Source organism: Microbacterium azadirachtae (genome assembly GCF_025583665.1).
GTDB lineage: Bacteria > Actinomycetota > Actinomycetes > Actinomycetales > Microbacteriaceae > Microbacterium > Microbacterium azadirachtae.
This window is the reverse complement of sequence record NZ_CP099706.1, coordinates 2,920,449-2,937,085: the sequence shown is the minus strand read 5'-3', so window position 1 is coordinate 2,937,085 and position 16,637 is coordinate 2,920,449. Positions and strand designations below refer to the sequence as shown.

16 protein-coding genes and 1 pseudogene are annotated in these 16,637 nt (G+C 69.0%); 16 read left to right on the top strand and 1 reads right to left on the bottom strand.

The window, feature by feature from the left end; translation table 11 throughout:
- Positions 1-315: 315 nt before the first annotated feature.
- From NFX31_RS13960 to NFX31_RS17520, 14 genes and pseudogenes are all read left to right on the top strand, one after another.
- Positions 316-1,554, top strand: coding sequence for a sugar ABC transporter substrate-binding protein (locus NFX31_RS13960; RefSeq protein ID WP_262955984.1), 1,239 nt, complete (start codon positions 316-318; stop codon positions 1,552-1,554).
- Between the two features lie 81 nt (positions 1,555-1,635).
- Complete coding sequence (locus tag NFX31_RS13955; protein ID WP_091481716.1) at positions 1,636-3,252, top strand: ABC transporter permease subunit; 1,617 nt, start codon at positions 1,636-1,638, stop codon at positions 3,250-3,252.
- 1 nt (position 3,253) lies between these two features.
- On the top strand, positions 3,254-4,186 hold the full coding sequence (locus NFX31_RS13950) for a sugar ABC transporter permease (protein WP_045249934.1): 933 nt from the start codon (positions 3,254-3,256) through the stop codon (positions 4,184-4,186).
- Between the two features lie 116 nt (positions 4,187-4,302).
- A complete protein-coding gene (locus NFX31_RS13945; RefSeq protein ID WP_262955982.1) occupies positions 4,303-6,195 on the top strand; it encodes a glycoside hydrolase family 13 protein in 1,893 nt (630 codons plus the stop codon).
- 111 nt (positions 6,196-6,306) lie between these two features.
- On the top strand, positions 6,307-6,450 hold the full coding sequence (locus NFX31_RS13940; RefSeq protein ID WP_156156720.1) for a hypothetical protein: 144 nt from the start codon (positions 6,307-6,309) through the stop codon (positions 6,448-6,450).
- 144 nt (positions 6,451-6,594) lie between these two features.
- Positions 6,595-7,695, top strand: a complete 1,101-nt coding sequence (locus tag NFX31_RS13935) for an ABC transporter (protein WP_156156719.1) — start codon at positions 6,595-6,597, stop codon at positions 7,693-7,695.
- Between the two features lie 111 nt (positions 7,696-7,806).
- Positions 7,807-8,229, top strand: a complete 423-nt coding sequence (locus tag NFX31_RS13930; RefSeq protein ID WP_091481699.1) for a hypothetical protein — start codon at positions 7,807-7,809, stop codon at positions 8,227-8,229.
- Positions 8,230-8,348: 119 nt separating this feature from the next.
- The gene (locus NFX31_RS13925; RefSeq protein ID WP_045249966.1) at positions 8,349-8,996 is read left to right on the top strand and encodes a hypothetical protein; all 648 of its coding nucleotides are present in this window, start codon (positions 8,349-8,351) and stop codon (positions 8,994-8,996) included.
- Between the two features lie 272 nt (positions 8,997-9,268).
- Positions 9,269-9,637, top strand: a complete 369-nt coding sequence (gene rpsL / locus NFX31_RS13920) for a 30S ribosomal protein S12 (protein ID WP_013584051.1) — start codon at positions 9,269-9,271, stop codon at positions 9,635-9,637.
- A gap of 5 nt (positions 9,638-9,642) precedes the next feature.
- The gene (gene rpsG / locus NFX31_RS13915) at positions 9,643-10,113 is read left to right on the top strand and encodes a 30S ribosomal protein S7 (RefSeq protein ID WP_045249931.1); all 471 of its coding nucleotides are present in this window, start codon (positions 9,643-9,645) and stop codon (positions 10,111-10,113) included.
- Positions 10,114-10,268: 155 nt separating this feature from the next.
- On the top strand, positions 10,269-12,383 hold the full coding sequence (fusA, locus tag NFX31_RS13910; RefSeq protein WP_091481696.1) for an elongation factor G: 2,115 nt from the start codon (positions 10,269-10,271) through the stop codon (positions 12,381-12,383).
- A 150-nt stretch (positions 12,384-12,533) separates the two neighbouring features.
- Complete coding sequence (tuf, locus tag NFX31_RS13905) at positions 12,534-13,727, top strand: elongation factor Tu (RefSeq protein ID WP_045249929.1); 1,194 nt, start codon at positions 12,534-12,536, stop codon at positions 13,725-13,727.
- 206 nt (positions 13,728-13,933) lie between these two features.
- Complete coding sequence (locus tag NFX31_RS13900) at positions 13,934-14,158, top strand: hypothetical protein (protein WP_045249928.1); 225 nt, start codon at positions 13,934-13,936, stop codon at positions 14,156-14,158.
- Positions 14,159-14,290: 132 nt separating this feature from the next.
- A pseudogene (locus tag NFX31_RS17520) lies at positions 14,291-14,494 on the top strand (hypothetical protein); the annotation flags it as partial.
- A gap of 8 nt (positions 14,495-14,502) precedes the next feature.
- On the opposite strand, the gene NFX31_RS13895 reads toward NFX31_RS17520, so the two are convergent.
- A complete protein-coding gene (locus NFX31_RS13895; protein ID WP_262955981.1) occupies positions 14,503-14,964 on the bottom strand; it encodes a hypothetical protein in 462 nt (153 codons plus the stop codon).
- Positions 14,965-15,119: 155 nt separating this feature from the next.
- Between NFX31_RS13895 and NFX31_RS13890 the strand changes: the two genes are divergently transcribed.
- Together NFX31_RS13890 and NFX31_RS13885 are read left to right on the top strand one after the other, a co-directional pair.
- Complete coding sequence (locus NFX31_RS13890) at positions 15,120-15,782, top strand: CpsD/CapB family tyrosine-protein kinase (protein ID WP_420847413.1); 663 nt, start codon at positions 15,120-15,122, stop codon at positions 15,780-15,782.
- Positions 15,779-16,588, top strand: a complete 810-nt coding sequence (locus NFX31_RS13885; RefSeq protein WP_262955980.1) for a helix-turn-helix domain-containing protein — start codon at positions 15,779-15,781, stop codon at positions 16,586-16,588. Before NFX31_RS13890 ends, NFX31_RS13885 begins: the two co-directional genes overlap by 4 nt.
- Positions 16,589-16,637 lie beyond the last annotated feature (49 nt).

Genomic DNA, 16,637 nt, shown 5'->3' with positions numbered 1-16,637 from the left:
CTGGGATTCGGGTCAAGGAAGGGTATCGGTCCGAGGCGTCGGCCGGGCAGGGGGAGCGGGCGCATGACGATCGTTCGGAACATTGTTGTAAACGCTTGCGTACTCCGCAAGTCCCGCGGCCACGCCCAGGAATGGGGGAATATCGCGCATTCGCCGTCCTGCTGTCCAGAGATGAGAGTGCAAGGGGCGTTGCACGAGGCGGATCTTCATCGCATACTGTAAACGCTTGCAATGCGCAGGCGAAGCGCGCCGCAAGCCGCGGGGGACCCGATCGTCGTCGATCCGCGCTTCCACAGCACCGAGAGAGGTACACCGATGAAGGTGAACAGGAAGAGCATCGTCGGCTTCGGCGCGGTCCTCGTGGCCGGCGCACTGGCGCTGACCGGCTGCGGCGGCAGCGCGGGCTCCGCGAGCTCGACGTCCGGCAGTGCCAAGAACGCCGGGACGCTGACCGTCTGGGTCGACTCCAACCGCGCGGCCGCCATGAAGCAGGTCGCCGCCGACTTCCAGAAGGACAAGGGCATCAAGATCGACCTGGTGGTCAAGGACTTCGGCAAGATCCGCGACGACTTCACCGCTCAGGTCCCCACCGGCAAGGGCCCCGACGTCACCATCGGCGCGCACGACTGGATCGGCTCCTTCGTGAAGGACGGCCTGGTCGCGCCGATCGAGCTCGGCGACTCCGCCTCGAAGTTCGAGAAGGTCGCGATCTCCGCCGTCACCTACGACAGCAAGGTCTACGGTCTGCCCTACGCCATCGAGAACATCGCCATCCTGCGCAACACGGCGCTCGCCGACTCCACCCCCGCCACCTACGACGAGATGATCGCCAAGGGCAAGGCGGCGGGCACCAAGTACCCGTTCCTGATCGGCCTCGACGCCGCGACCGGCGACGCGTACCACACCTACCCGTTCGAGACGTCGTTCGGCGGCCAGGTCTTCGCGCAGAACGCGGACGGCAGCTACGACGCCAAGAAGCTCACGATCGGCGACGAGGCCGGGCAGAAGTTCGCCACCTGGCTCGGCGCGCAGGGCGCCGCGGGCGTGTTCAACCCCGGCCTGACCGGTGACCTCGCCAAGGCCGCGTTCAACGCCGGCGAGGCGCCCTACTTCATCAGCGGTCCGTGGAACCTGCCCGACGCCGAGAAGGCCGGGATCAAGGTCTCCGTCGATCCGATCCCCAGTGCCGGCGGCCAGGAGGCCCGTCCGTTCGCCGGCGTGCAGGCGTTCTTCGTGAACGCGAAGTCGAAGAACACCCTCGCCGCGAACGAGTTCCTCGTGAACTACCTCGCCACCCCGTCCGTGCAGACGGCGCTCTACAAGGCCGGCGGCCGTCCGCCGGCACTGACCGAGTCGTTCCAGGCCGCGCAGTCCGACCCCGCCGTCGCCGGTTTCGCCAAGGTCGGCGCGAACGCCGTGCCGATGCCCTCGGTGCCCGAGATGGGCTCCGTGTGGGACGACTGGGGCAAGTCCGAGGTCGCCATCATCAAGGGCGCGGATCCGGTCGGCACCTGGACGACCATGTCCCAGGCGATCCAGACCAAGATCGGCTGATCCGCTCGTGAACCCGGTGCGGGGAGACGCCGTCGACGCCTCCCCGCACCCTCCCGCTGACGACGTTGTGAAGGGGTCGAGATGACGGGTCCTGCCGTGCAGGAGAAGACGGCCGTGTCCGCCGAGGAGAAGGCGCGCAGCCGCCGCCAGCGCCGAGCCGCCGCATATGCGGAGGCCGCGTCCGCGGGCTGGAAGGTGTGGGCGATCAAGATCGTCGCGCTCGGGGTGATCGACGCGCTCGCGCTCTACGCGGTGATCGCGCTCGCCGCGAGCGCGCAGTGGACGCCGGCGGTGCTCGTCGCCGTGGGCGTCGTCGCGATCAACGTCGTCTATCTGGTGCCGGGCCTCCTGCCGGCGAAGTATCTGACGCCCGGACTGGTGTTCCTGCTGATCTTCCAGATCTTCGTGGTGCTCTACTCCGGCTACGTCGCCTTCACGAACTACGGATCCGGTCACAACTCGACGAAGGACGACGCCGTGCAGGCACTGCTCCTGCAGTCCCAGACCCGCGTCGCCGACTCGCCGACGTTCTCCGTCAAGGTGCTGGAGAAGGACGGGAAGTTCTTCTTCCTCACCACCGCGCCGGACAGCCGCGAACCGGTCATCGGCGGCGCAGACCGTCCGCTCTCTGCGGAGCCGGGCATCACCGCGGACGGCGCTCCCGGGTTCACGACGCTCGACTTCGCCGGCGTCATCGCCCACCAGGACGAGATCGCCGCCCTCTCCGTGCCGCTCTCGGACGACCTCAACAAGGGTTACCTCAAGACCACCGACGGGTCCAAGGCGTACCTGTTCACCTCGTCCCTGAAGTGGGATCCGAAGGCCGACACCATGACGGACGCCAAGACGGGCGTCGTCTACCGCGACACCGGCCACGGCGCGTTCACGGCCGCCGACGGCAAGGCGCTGCTGCCCGGCTGGCAGGTGTGGGTCGGGGGCGAGAACTTCGTCCGCGCCTTCTCGGACCAGTCCATCCGCGGACCGTTCTTCGCGGTGCTGCTGTGGACCTTCGCGTTCGCGATCCTCTCGGTCGCGACGACGTTCATCCTCGGTCTCTTCCTCGCGATCGTCTTCAACGACCCGAGGATGCGCAGCCGCAAGTACTACCGCGTGGTGATGATCCTGCCCTACGCGTTCCCGGCGTTCCTGTCGGCCCTGGTCTGGGCCGGGCTGTTCAACAAGGACTTCGGCTTCATCAACCAGGTGGTGCTCGGCGGTGCGTCGATCCCGTGGCTCACGGACCCCTGGCTGGCCAAGGGGGCGATCCTCATCGCGAACCTGTGGCTCGGATTCCCCTACATGTTCCTCGTCACGACCGGTGCCCTGCAGTCGCTGCCCGACGACGTCGTCGAGGCCGCGCGGGTGGACGGGGCGAGCGTCTGGCAGACCTTCCGGCTCATCAAGTTCCCGCTCCTGCTCGTGGCGGTCGCCCCGCTGCTGATCGCGTCGTTCGCGTTCAACTTCAACAACTTCGGGCTGATCTACCTGCTCACCAACGGCGGTCCCCAGTTCACCGGCGCCGGCATCAACGTGGGGTCCACGGATCTGCTCATCTCGATGGTCTACAAGGTCGCGTTCGTCGGCTCCGAGCGGGACTACGGCCTCGCCAGCGCCTTCTCGATCATCATCTTCGTGCTCGTCGCCGTGATCTCCCTGATCGGGTTCCGGCAGACCAAGGTGCTGGAGGATCTGAACTGACATGACCGACATCGCATCGACCACGTCCGACGCCTCGACCGCGACCGCCGCCCTCCTCGCGCCGGCCGCGCCGCGCACGCGACGCCCGTTCGGCCGCTGGTTCCGCGAGACCGGCTGGCGGCACCTGATCGGCATCGTCATGCTCGTCTTCGCGGGCTTCCCGCTCGTCTACGTGCTGTCGGCGTCGCTGAACCCGGGCGGGACGCTCCTCAGCACCAACGGGCTGTTCTCGAAGATCAGCCTCGACAACTACGTGCAGCTGTTCCAGGATCCGTCCCGGCCGTACGGCGCATGGTTCCTCAACACGATCTTCATCGGCGTGCTGGCCTCGGTGTTCAGCGTCTTCCTGTGCGCGCTCGCCGCATATGCCTTCTCGCGCATGCGCTTCCGCGGCCGCCGGACGGGGCTCATGACCCTGCTGCTGGTGCAGATGTTCCCGCAGCTGCTCGCGATCGTGGCGATCTTCCTGCTGATGTCCGCGATCGGCGACATCTTCCCCGCCCTCGGCCTCAACTCGCAGATCGGCCTGATCCTCGTCTACCTCGGCGGCGCACTGGGGGCGAACACGTTCCTCATGTACGGCTTCTTCAACACGATCCCCGCCTCGATCGACGAGGCGGCGAAGATCGACGGTGCGGGCCATGCCCGGATCTTCTTCACGATCATCCTGCGCCTCGTGGCGCCGATCCTCGCCGTCGTCGGCCTCCTCGCGTTCATCGGCATCACGGGAGACTTCCTGATCGCGTCCACCGTGCTCATCTCCCCGGAGAAGCAGACGCTCGCCGTGGGGCTGTACCAGTACGTCTCCACGGATGCGAAGAACTACGCGGTGTTCGCGGCCGGGGCCGTCCTCGCCGCCGTCCTGCCGATGATCCTGTTCCTCTCGCTGCAGAAGTACATCGTCGGCGGCCTGACCGCCGGCAGTGTGAAGTAGCGTTCCCTCGAACGCGATCCGCGTTCCCGATCACAATCCGAGGGCTCTGTCACGGCATCGGCCGTGCAACCACGTCGCACATACGGCGGGCTGCCGCCGTCCACGAAAGGCCCGGAATGACCGACCTCCTCCCGCACCACGACGGATCCCCGCTGCACGTCTCGGACGACGCGCCCGCCCTCGGCGACGTGGTCAGGGTGCGCTTGCGCGTGCCCGACGGCTACGGCCCGCTCGTCGCGGTGCGCACCCGTTCGAACCCCGACCACGAGCCGGAGTGGACCGATGCCGAGCGCATCGGGGCCGCCGACGGGTGGGAGTGGTGGGAGGCGCCGGTGACCGTGCGCAACCCGCGCCACGGCTATCGGTTCCTGCTGCAGCACGCGGACGGCCGCGTGGAGTGGCTCAACCAGACCGGGATCCACCGGCTGGAGACGCTCGACGCCGAGGACTTCGCCCTCGTCGCCGAGGCCGCCCCGCCCGCGTGGCTGCACGGGTCGGTGATGTACCAGGTGTTCCCCGACCGCTTCGCCCGTTCGGCCCAGGCCGACCTGCATCCGACGCCGGACTGGGCGATCCCGGCCGAGTGGGACACCCCGGTCGACCCGGTCATGCCTGGGCGCGCCCAGCAGTTCTACGGCGGCGACCTGCCGGGCGTCGTGGAGCACCTCGACCATCTCGTGGAGCTCGGCGTGAACCTGCTCTACCTGACGCCGGTGTTCCCCGCCGCGTCCAACCACCGCTACGACGCCTCGAGCTTCCTCCGCATCGATCCGCTGCTGGGCGGCGACGAGGCGTACGCGCGCCTGATCGACGAGGCGCACGCCCGGGGGATCCGGGTGATCGGCGACCTCACCAGCAACCACTCCGGCGACCGTCACGAGTGGTTCCGTGCCGCCTTCGGGCATCCCGGCGCTCCCGAGGAGGAGTTCTACTACTTCACCGACGAGGACAACACCGAGTACGAGTGCTGGCTGGGCGCACGCAGCCTGCCCAAGTTCGACTGGGCGAGCGACGAGCTGCGGGAGCGCTTCATCACCGGGGAGGACTCCGCCGTCGCGCACTGGCTCAAGCCCCCGTACGGCGCCGACGGCTGGCGCGTGGACGTGGCGAACATGACCGGACGCCTGGGCGCGATCGACCTGAACGCCGATGTGCGCCGGCTCCTGCGCGACACCGTGCGCGGGATCAACCCCGAGGCGATCCTGCTCGGCGAGTCCACGAACGACGCCACGAGCGACCTGCAGGGCGACGGCTGGGACGGGGCCATGACGTACCCGTCGTTCACGCGCCCGGTGTGGGCTTGGCTCAGCGAGCCGAACGGCGCGCCGTACCTGGACGCCGAGGGGGAGGAGCGCACCGAGAGCTGGTTCTTCGGGATGCAGATCGGCGGGATCCCGCGCTACACCGCGCGGGACTTCGCCGACTCGATGACGCGCTTCACGGGCGGCATCCCCTGGCGCGTGCGACTGGGCAACATGCAGCCGTTGGACACGCACGACACCGCGCGCTTCGCGACGAACGCGGCGCCCGGGACCGTTCCGGTCGCCGTGGGGCTGTCGATGACGCTGCCCGGCCTGCCCGTGGTGTTCGCCGGCGACGAGTTCGGCCTCACCGGGGTCGACGGGGAGTCCAGCCGCACGCCGATCCCCTGGGGGTCCGAGGACCGCCCCGAGACGGCGGAGCGGATCGCGCTGTACCGGGACCTCGTCGGGATCCGCCGCGCGCACCCCGTGCTCGGCACGGGCGGGCTGCGCTGGCTGCACGTCGACGACGAGTGCGTGGTGTTCGTGCGAGAGTCCGCGGCCGAGACCGTGCTCGTGCTTGCCGCCCGCGGCGACGCCGACGTCGCGCTCCCGCCGCGGGCCCTGGCGGGTGCCGCCGGCGCCGCGGCGCTCTTCGGCGACGCGACGCTGGCTGTCGCGGACGACGGCGCGGTGGCCCTGGCGGCGGACGGTCCGGTGTTCGCCGCGTGGGCGCTGCCCGGGGTGGCGGCGCCGGACGCGCGCTGAGAGCGCCGGCCGGACGCTCGGGCGGCTGTGCGCGGGGCGTCCGGCGACACGCGCGCGACCGGATCCGCGCGCCCTCCCGCGCTGGGCCCTCGGCGCTCGTAGGCTCGGAGCATGGCTCGGATCGGCGGTCGCAGCACGCCGCTGGCGTGGTTCGCCGGCGTCGTCTGCGCGGGCGTGGTCGCGGGCCTCGTGTACCTCGCCGCGCCCATGGGGCCGGTGATGCTGAAGTACTTCGGCGACCTGCTCTCGCACTGAGCGTGCGGGATCCGGCGAGCGTGCTCGGCTCCTCGTCGCGGGACGGCGGGTGGACCTGCATCGGCGCTTTCCGGCACGCCTCCGCCGTGCCGGCGCCCGGCGGAGCTAGCCTCGGAGCACCGCATCCCCTATGGAGGAGCTCCCATGAGTGACCACGAGGTTTCGAAGCCGGCGCAGGCGCACGACGTCGACGACGCCGTGGCCGCCGCGCCCGAAGCGGACGCCCAGGGCGCCGCCGAGACGGCGGACACCGCCCCGCGCACCGACGTCCCGGCCGCCGCGGAGGCGTCCGCGTCGCACGAGCCGGTCGAGGAGACGGCCCCGGCCGCTCAGCCCGATCACGCAGCCGTCGCCCAGAGCGCCAACGAGAGCCTCGCCGAGGCGGAGCGCGCCGCGGCGGACGCCACCGCCCCCGCGCCCGAGCACGCCGCGGAGCAGAAGTCCGCCGCCGAGAAGCCGGCCGTCGACCCGGAGCTCGCCGCGTTCGAGGAGGCGGAGGCCGCCTACCCCGGCACGTTCGGGGGCACGTTCACCCCGCCGCCCGCCGTGCGCCCCGCAGAGGTCGTGGAGGAGACGGTCGCGATCGACGCCGCGACCACCCGCGTCGACACGGCCGACGACGCCCGCACCCAGGTGCTCGCGCCGCCGCCGGCCGCGGTCGCGACGGCGGCCGTCGACGCGCCTCCGATCTTCGTGCAGGCACCGGAGGCCCCCCGCGAGCGCGGCAACCGCGGCGCGATCTTCGGCATCGGTCTGCTGGCGGCGATCGCGTTCGCGATCCTCTACCTGGGCACGACGCTCGGCATCGCCGCGTTCGAGGGCAACATCTCCACGACCGACGGCTTCGTCCCGGTCCTGCTCGACCACCTGAAGTCGGCGGGTCTGTGGGTCCCGGTCGCCGCCTTCGCGATCGGCTTCTGGATCCTCGGCGGCATCATCAACCGCGGCCGCTGGGGCTTCTGGGTCGTCTTCGGCATCATCGTCGGCGCCTTCGCCTACGGCGGGCACGTGCTCGGCGCGATCGGCTCCGTGGAGTTCTGGAAGCTCGGCGGATCCGAGCTCGCCGGCCTCGCGAACGCGCAGCTGCTCTCCCCGCTCGCGATCGCCGCGTTCATCTTCGGCCGCGAGCTCACGATCTGGTTCGGTGCCTGGGCCGCGCGCACCGGCGCCCGCCGCACCGCGCAGAACGAGGAGGCGCAGCGCGAATACGAGCGCGTCCTCGAAGCCGGTCCCCAGCTGCCCTAGCCGCAGGAACCGCCCTCCGGGCAGGAGACCATCACGGACGACATCACGCCGAACCCCCGCGAGCCCCGGCCCGCGGGGGTTCGGCCTGTCCTCGCCTGGGTCATCGGAGTGGTGTCGTTCTTCGCGCTGACCATCATGGGCCTCGGCGTGCTCAGCCTGTTCGCCGAGCACGACATCATCTCGGTGCCACGACTGGGGCAGCTGCCGGGGGTGGTGGGCATGGTGCTCGCCGTGCTGGTGTTCGCGCTCGCGCTCTGGGTGGTGCTCGCCGATGCGCGTCCGTCGTTCGTCGCGACCGTCTTCCTGGCGCTCGGCGCCGCGCTCGTGCATCTCGGCGGCGTCTGGGGCGCTGCTGTGGCCGAGGGCGCAGGTGCCGTCGGCGCCACCGCCGCGGCGGGGCAGCTGGTGCTCGGGGGAGCGAGCGCGGTGATCGTGGTGGCCGCCCTGCTCGCCGGATGGGTGGCGATCGCCCTGCGCCGCACCGCGGCGCGCGCCCCGCACTGGCCGTGGGAGAAGGACGACGACGACGTGTGAGCCCCGGCCGGTCGACCTTCTCCCGGTCACGTCGGCCTGACCCGGGGGACCCCGGTATGCGCGCCGCGGATCTCGCGTGCCGTCGCCGCCCGGGCGTGTCCGCGCCGTACGCTGGTGTCGTGGAGCGCTCGCTGGAGACGCAGGTGGACCAGGCCGTCGAGGCCTGGCTCCGCTGGGTGCCCCGCTGGGAGCCGGCGACCCATCGCGGCAGGGTCGCGCCGTGCCGCCGCTGCCTGGGGTCCCCGGTGCTGTCGGCCGCAGGCATCGGCGCGAACGTCCCGCACGGCGTGCAGCACGGACTCTCGACCCGGATCAAGGCGATCGTCGACCATGCCGTCGCCGAGTACACGGCGCTGAACCTGCCGATGCTGCAGGGCGAGCTCGACCAGCAGGCCGCCCGCAACCGCGCCCGCGCCTATCGCCCGACCGAGGATCTCGAGCCCGAGTACGAGGGGATGCCGCTGGATCCCGATCCCGTGCCGGGTGCGCCGTTCCTGTTCACGCTCGCCGGCATGGCGGACGAGGACGCGGGTGAGCTGCCGCCTCTGCCGCCGCTCAGCGACGAGGCGAAGGCCGCGCTGCGTCACGAGGTCGCGCTGGCCGACGACTACGCGAACGTCGTGGGGCGGGAGATCTGCGGACTGCTGCTGCGGCATCGGCTGCGCGTGCAGGCGGCGATCAGCGAATACGTCGAGCCCCAGATCGAGGCGATGCTCGCCGAGCTCACCGAGGCGCTGGACTCGCCCTTCGACCCCGACACGCTCTGAGTCCCCGGGGCCAGGGCAGATCCGCCGGCGCGGCTCGACGGCTTCCGCGTCGCCCGGCGCGCCGCGCCGCGCCCATTTGACCGACCGTGTTACCGCGCATTACCATAGAGCGGGTATGCGTGTGTCTTGACGCGCGCGTACCGGGCGCCGGCACTCGCCGGTTCCGCCCCCACGGCATACCCACCATCTACACGCACGTCGTCCTCGGCGTGCGGGCGGGTCTGATGTGAAACCCATCACGCTGTCACCGTGCAGCACAACTAGGAGAAGCAGTGCCAACTATTCAGCAGTTGGTTCGCAAGGGCCGTTCGCCGAAGGTCTCCAAGACCAAGGCTCCCGCTCTGAAGTCGAACCCGCAGCAGGCCGGCGTGTGCACCCGTGTGTACACCACCACCCCGAAGAAGCCGAACTCGGCGATGCGCAAGGTCGCTCGTGTGAAGCTCCGCAACGGCACCGAGGTCACCGCGTACATCCCCGGTGAGGGCCACAACCTGCAGGAGCACTCGCTGGTGCTCGTGCGCGGTGGTCGTGTGAAGGACCTCCCCGGTGTCCGCTACAAGATCGTCCGTGGCGCCCTGGACACCCAGGCCGTCAAGAACCGTAAGCAGGCTCGTTCCCGCTACGGCGCGAAGAAGGGTTGAGTTAGATGCCTCGTAAGGGCCCCGCCCCCAAGCGCCCCGTCGTCAACGACCCGGTCTACGGCGCACCGATCGTCAGCCAGCTGGTCAACAAGATCCTCATCGACGGCAAGAAGTCGCTCGCTGAGGCCATCGTCTACGGTGCCCTCACCGGCGTCGAGGCGAAGAGCGGCCAGGATGCCGTCGCGACCCTGAAGAAGGCTCTCGACAACATCCGCCCGACTCTCGAGGTCAAGAGCCGCCGCGTCGGCGGTTCGACCTACCAGGTCCCGGTCGAGGTGAAGCCGCACCGCGCGAACACCCTCGCCCTCCGCTGGCTCGTGGGCTACGCCAAGAGCCGTCGTGAGAAGACCATGACCGAGCGCCTCCAGAACGAGATCCTGGACGCCTCGAACGGCCTGGGTGCCGCGGTCAAGCGCCGCGAGGACACCCACAAGATGGCCGAGTCGAACCGCGCGTTCGCGCACTACCGCTGGTAATCATCCAGTCGGGCCGGGATCGGATCGCCGGTCCCTCGGTCCCTCGGTCCCTGAGGCTCTCGAATGGCTGAAGGGCCGAAGGACCGGGGATCCGATCCCGGCACCCCACACTTTCCTTCGTCGCATAACGACAGCAAGAAGATAAGGACACCCCCGTGGCACAAGAAGTGCTCACCGACCTGAGCAAGGTCCGCAACATCGGCATCATGGCGCACATCGATGCCGGTAAGACCACGACGACCGAGCGCATCCTGTTCTACACGGGTGTGAACCACAAGCTCGGCGAGACCCACGACGGTGCGTCGACGACCGACTGGATGGAGCAGGAGAAGGAGCGCGGCATCACGATCACGTCTGCCGCCGTGACCTGCTTCTGGAACAAGAACCAGATCAACATCATCGACACCCCCGGTCACGTGGACTTCACGGTCGAGGTGGAGCGCTCGCTCCGCGTCCTCGACGGTGCGGTCGCCGTGTTCGACGGCAAGGAGGGCGTGGAGCCCCAGTCCGAGACCGTGTGGCGTCAGGCCGACAAGTACAACGTCCCCCGCATCTGCTTCGTCAACAAGATGGACAAGCTCGGCGCGGACTTCTACTACACCGTCGACACCATCGTGAACCGCCTCGGCGCCAAGCCCCTCGTGCTGCAGCTGCCGATCGGTGCCGAGAACGACTTCGTCGGCGTCATCGACCTCATCGAGATGCGTGCCCTGGTGTGGCCCGGCGATGCCAAGGGTGACGTGACCATGGGCGCCTCGTACGAGGTGCAGGAGATCCCGGCCGACCTCAAGGACCGCGCCGAGGAGTACCGCCAGCAGCTGCTGGAGACGGTCGCCGAGACCGACGAGGAGCTTCTCGAGAAGTTCTTCGGCGGCGAGGAGCTCACCGTCGCCGAGATCAAGGGCGCCATCCGCAAGATGGTCATCGCCAGCGAGATCTACCCGGTGCTCTGCGGCTCCGCGTTCAAGAACCGCGGTGTGCAGCCGATGCTGGACGCCGTCGTCGACTTCCTGCCGTCGCCGCTGGACATCCCGGCCATCGAGGCGCACGACCCGAAGGACGAGGAGAAGATCATCGAGCGTCACCCCGACGCAAAGGATCCCTTCTCCGCCCTGGCCTTCAAGGTCGCCGTGCACCCGTTCTTCGGTCGTCTCACCTACGTGCGCGTCTACTCGGGCGAGCTCGAGTCGGGCGCCCAGGTCATCAACTCGACCAAGGGCAAGAAGGAGCGCATCGGGAAGATCTTCCAGATGCACGCCAACAAGGAGAACCCGGTCGACAAGCTGACCGCCGGCAACATCTACGCCGTCATCGGCCTGAAGGACACCACCACCGGTGACACCCTCGCCGACCCGGCCGCCCCGGTCGTCCTCGAGTCGATGACGTTCCCGGAGCCGGTCATCGAGGTCGCCATCGAGCCGAAGACCAAGGCCGACCAGGAGAAGCTGGGCACCGCGATCCAGAAGCTCGCCGAAGAGGACCCGACGTTCCGCACGGAGCTCAACCCCGAGACCGGTCAGACGACCATCAAGGGCATGGGCGAGCTGCACCTGGACATCCTCGTGGACCGCATGAAGCGCGAGTTCAAGGTCGAGGCCAACGTCGGCAAGCCGCAGGTGGCGTACCGCGAGACGATCAAGAAGGCCGTCGAGAAGCACGACTACACCCACAAGAAGCAGACGGGTGGATCGGGCCAGTTCGCGAAGATCCAGTTCACCATCGAGCCCCTCGAGGTGACCGCGGAGCAGACCTACGAGTTCGTCAACAGCGTCACCGGTGGCCGCATCCCGCGCGAGTACATCGAGCCGACCAACCAGGGCTTCCAGGACGCCATGGCCACCGGAGCCCTCGCGGGCTACCCGATGGTCGGCGTCAAGGCGACCCTGATCGACGGCGCGTCGCACGACGTCGACTCCTCGGAGATGGCGTTCAAGATCGCCGGCTCCATGGGCTTCAAGGAGGCCGTGCGCCGCGCGAACCCCGTGCTGCTCGAGCCGCTGATGGCCGTCGAGGTCCGTACTCCCGAGGAGTACATGGGCGACGTCATCGGCGACCTGAACTCGCGTCGTGGCCAGATCCAGTCGATGGAGGACGCCCAGGGCGTCAAGGTCGTCCGCGCGTCGGTGCCGCTGTCCGAGATGTTCGGCTACATCGGCGACCTGCGCTCGAAGACCTCGGGCCGCGCCGTCTACTCGATGGAGTTCGACAGCTACGCCGAGGTCCCGAAGGCCGTCGCCGACGAGATCATCCAGAAGACCAAGGGCGAGTAAGCCCTAGGAGCCTGGCGGGCTCCGCCCGGAGCCCGTCAGGCACTCAGACAACTTCACATCGTCTCTCTACTAAACTGAGAATCAAACCCGTAGGAAAGCGGTCACAATCCAGTGCCCGGTGCCCCTACATGACGTCCTGAGGAGGACCCAGTGGCTAAGGCCAAGTTCGAGCGGACCAAGCCGCACGTGAACATCGGAACGATCGGTCACGTCGACCACGGCAAGACCACGCTCACCGCTGCGATCTCGAAGGTGCTCGCCGACAAGTTCCCGTCGGCCACCAACGTTCAGCGCGACTTCGCGTCGATCGACTCCGCTCCTGAGGAGCGTCAGCGCGGTATCACGATCAACATCTCGCACGTCGAGTACGAGACCCCGAAGCGTCACTACGCTCACGTCGACGCGCCCGGTCACGCCGACTACATCAAGAACATGATCACCGGTGCGGCTCAGATGGACGGCGCGATCCTCGTGGTCGCCGCCACCGACGGCCCGATGGCTCAGACCCGTGAGCACGTGCTGCTCGCCAAGCAGGTCGGCGTGCCGTACCTGCTCGTCGCGCTGAACAAGAGCGACATGGTCGACGACGAGGAGATCCTGGAGCTCGTCGAGCTCGAGGTCCGCGAGCTGCTGTCGTCGCAGGACTTCGATGGCGACAACGCCCCCGTCGTGCGCGTCTCGGGCCTCAAGGCTCTCGAGGGCGACGAGAAGTGGGTGCAGTCGATCGTCGAGCTCATGGAGGCTGTCGACGAGTCCATCCCGGACCCGGTGCGCGACAAGGACAAGCCGTTCCTGATGCCGATCGAGGACGTCTTCACGATCACCGGTCGTGGCACGGTCGTCACCGGTCGCGCCGAGCGTGGCACCCTCGCCATCAACTCCGAGGTCGAGATCGTCGGCATCCGCCCGACGCAGAAGACCACGGTCACGGGTATCGAGATGTTCCACAAGCAGCTCGACGAGGCGTGGGCCGGCGAGAACTGCGGTCTTCTCCTCCGTGGCACCAAGCGCGAGGACGTCGAGCGCGGCCAGGTCGTCGTGAAGCCGGGTTCGATCACCCCGCACACCGAGTTCGAGGGCACCGCGTACATCCTGTCCAAGGACGAGGGTGGCCGCCACAACCCCTTCTACACGAACTACCGTCCGCAGTTCTACTTCCGTACCACGGACGTGACCGGCGTCATCACGCTGCCCGAGGGCACCGAGATGGTCATGCCCGGTGACACCACGGACATGAAGGTCGACCTCATCCAGCCGATCGCCATGGAAGAGGGCCTCGGCTTCGCGATCCGTGAGGGTGGCCGCACCGTCGGCGCCGGCACGGTGACCAAGGTCATCAAGTAAGCATCTGCTTCTGCGCACAGGGGTCGGGCCTTCGGGCCCGGCCCCTGTGTCGTTGTCGGCGGCGTTCGGGGGCGGGAAATCCGCCCCACGTCGATGCTGCTTCATCTGCCGACACGTGGTGCGCCAAGGGTTCCGTTCCGGGGCCCTGAGCGGCAGAATGGCGACGTGCGGGCCGACAGTCGGCTCGATCTAGGGAGGGAAACCCCATGGGTCTCGGTGACGCCATCAACGACGCGGTGAACAAGGGCAAGGAGTTCTTCGAGGAGAACAAGGACAAGGTCGAGGAGCTGCTGCACAGCGAGCAGGCCGAAGGCATCAGCGACACCGTTCTGGGTGGCGCTGCGGATCTCGCCAAGAAGGTCGCTCCCGGCGCCGCCGAGCAGATCGACGGGGTGCGCGACAACCTCGACAAGCAGGTCGGCAACGAGTGACGCCTGACACGTCGCACTGACATCTCGCGAAGGGCGGGGAGCACGGGCTCCCCGCCCTTCGTCGTGCTCGATATACTGCGACTGTCCTGTGGGAGGACGAGCGGGTTTGTCTGATGCTGCTGGGGAGCAGATGTGAATCTCGAAGACTATGGGCGTCTCGTACGTCGGCACTGGGCCGCGATCGCGCTGAGCATCGGTCTGGGGCTGGCCGTCGCGTTCGGGGTGAGCGCGCTGATGCCGAAGGTGTACACCGCGGACGCGAGCGGGTTCGTCGTCTCGCAGAGCGGCGGATCCACGGGCATCGCCTCGCTCGGAGACGCCTACGCGAAGTCGCGCGCGAAGTCCTACGTCGAGATCGCCAAGAACCGCACGATCGCGCAGGCGGTGATCGGCCAGCTCGATCTCAAGACCACTCCGCAGACGCTCGTCAACCAGATCTCGGCATCCGTGCCGCTCGACACCGTGACGCTGCGGATCACGGCCCAGGCGGCGACGCCGCAGCAGGCGCAGGATCTGGCGAACGCCTGGATCCGCGCCCTCGCCGTCGAGGTCCAGAAGCTCGAGAGCGGGCAGGTGCTGACTGAGGGCGGAGCCGCCGCGCCGGCGGAGGGCGATCCGGCCGGTGCCGCGGTGGTCGCGCTCGTCCCCGGCGACACCGCGGTCCTGCCCAGTGCGCCGAGTTCGCCGAACCTGAGGCTGAACCTTCTCCTCGGCGCGCTCATCGGACTCGCGCTCGGCATCGCATGGGCGCTGGTGCGCAGCACGGTCGACAAGCGGATCCGCTCCGCCGCCGCGGTGGAGAGCACCTACGACGTGTCCGTGGTCGGGACCCTTCCGGTCGACGACGTCCTCGCCGGCGCCGGTCGTCGCCTGATCAGCACCTCGAGCGCACGAGCACAACGAGCATCTGCGACTGGCCGAGGCGCTGCGCGAGCTGCGGACGAACATCCAGTTCCTGCATGTGGACGACCCGCCGCGCGTCATCGTCCTGACCAGCCCCGTGCCCGGCGACGGCAAGTCCACCGTCGTGGCCAACCTCGCGCTGGCGATCGCCGAATCCGGACGACGGGTGGTGCTCGTCGACGGAGATCTGCGTCGGCCGACCGTCGCGGAGAGCTTCGGGGTGAGCGGGGCGGCGGGCCTCACCGATGTGCTCGTCGGCAGTGCGCAGATCGGCCAGGTCCTGCAGCGCACCGCGTGGCATCGCAACCTCTATCTGCTGACGTCGGGCACGGTCCCTCCGAACCCGAGCGAGCTCGTCGGCACACAGGTGATGCGGGACCTGCTGCGCGAGCTCAGCGAGCACGCGATCGTGCTGGTGGACGCGCCGCCGCTGCTGCCCGTGACCGATGGGGCGATTCTGGCGAACCAAGCTGATGGCGCCATCGTGGTGGTGCGGGCGGGGCGCACGCACATCGACGAGCTGGGCAAGGCGCTGTCGAACCTCGCCAAGGCCGGGGCAGTGGCACTGGGGATCGTGATCAACCGGATCCCGGTCAAGGGCATGGATCGTGCAGGCTACGGCTACTACGGCGGCGGCTACGTCGGCAAGAACGCGGGATACGTGTCCGCGAACCCGGACGCGGCGCCTCTCCACGAGGTGCTCGCCGAGGCGGAGCGATGACCGCCGTGTCGACCGGGCCGGCTACGCAGGTCGTGGAGCGCACCTTCGGGGACATCCGGATCCGCTCGACGAGGGCGACCGGGGGCGTGCTTTCGCTCACGGCGGGGGCCGGGATGCTCTCCGTGCATGGCGTGCGAAGGGGTCGCGTGGCCGTCCGGGGCGGATCGTCCCCGTTCGAGATCACGCAGAACGGGGCTCTGCTGATGTCCGACAGCTCCGCGATGGCGGCGGTACTGCGCCCCAGCGACCTCGTCTCGATCACGCTCGCCCTGCCGCCGGGAGAGACGGTGTCTCCGGGGGTGCGGGTCGCGGCAGGTGGGGAGACTCTGCTCAGCGGCGTCATCGCCTTCGCCGCCGAGGTCGTGCTCGCGGTCGACCGTGAGGCGATGGGCGTTCCCCATCCGCATATCGAGCTGCTCATCCGCGACATGGTCGCTCGCCTGCTGACCGTCGAGGCGGTGCAGGAGGCGCCGAACCCGATGCGGCGTGCCCTCTCGGTGATCCTGCGGATGCACGCCGATCCGGCGCTCAGCTCGCGGCGCATCGCCGAGGCGGTGAACCTCTCGGTCCGTCAGTTGGAGAGGCAGTTCCACGCTCAGGGCACGACGATCGCGCGGGAGGTGCGGCACGCGCGCCTCGATGCCGCGGTGAGGCTGCTCAGCGAGGATCCGACCGGGACGTCCAGCATCGACGAGATCGCGCACCGCGTCGGATTCTCCGGCGGTTCGCCGCTGGCCAGGGCGATGGTGCGCGAGGGGCTGCCCGCGCCGTCGGTGGTGCGCATGGGTGTGCGTTTCGCCGGCTGACGCCCTGCGTTCGGCCGAGGCCGCCGTGGGAGTCGTGCCGAACGCGACA